The sequence below is a fragment of the Herbidospora sp. RD11066 genome, from assembly GCF_054661255.1.
The window spans coordinates 1-275 of sequence record NZ_BAAGDO010000138.1; the positions used below are offsets into that span (position 1 = coordinate 1).

General features: G+C 46.9%; 1 protein-coding gene. It reads right to left on the reverse strand.

Annotation, left to right across the window (positions count from 1 at the left end; genetic code table 11):
* Positions 1-33: 33 nt before the first annotated feature.
* Positions 34-270, reverse strand: a complete 237-nt coding sequence (rpsQ, locus tag ACYQ78_RS39580) for a 30S ribosomal protein S17 (protein WP_459806138.1) — start codon at positions 268-270, stop codon at positions 34-36.
* Positions 271-275 lie beyond the last annotated feature (5 nt).

The following is a 275-nucleotide window of genomic DNA, read 5'->3' on the forward strand; positions in this document are numbered from 1 at the left end:
GGTCTCAACTCCTTGGCTCACAGCACGACATGGCTACGATCGGACTTTGACTTTCAGAACATTGAATCGTACGGTCTTACTGAGAGGACGGCATTGACCAACAGTGACCACATCACCAAGAGCAACATCCCTGAAGCATGGTGAGAGATGGGCTGAAAGATTCTTATGCCGCTTCTCAAATCTGTTATACTTCTTAATGTGATGTAGGTAGTCCCGCCTGATGACAATTGTGCGCTTCATTTTCATGCTTGCAACAATGCCAGTCAGAATACGCC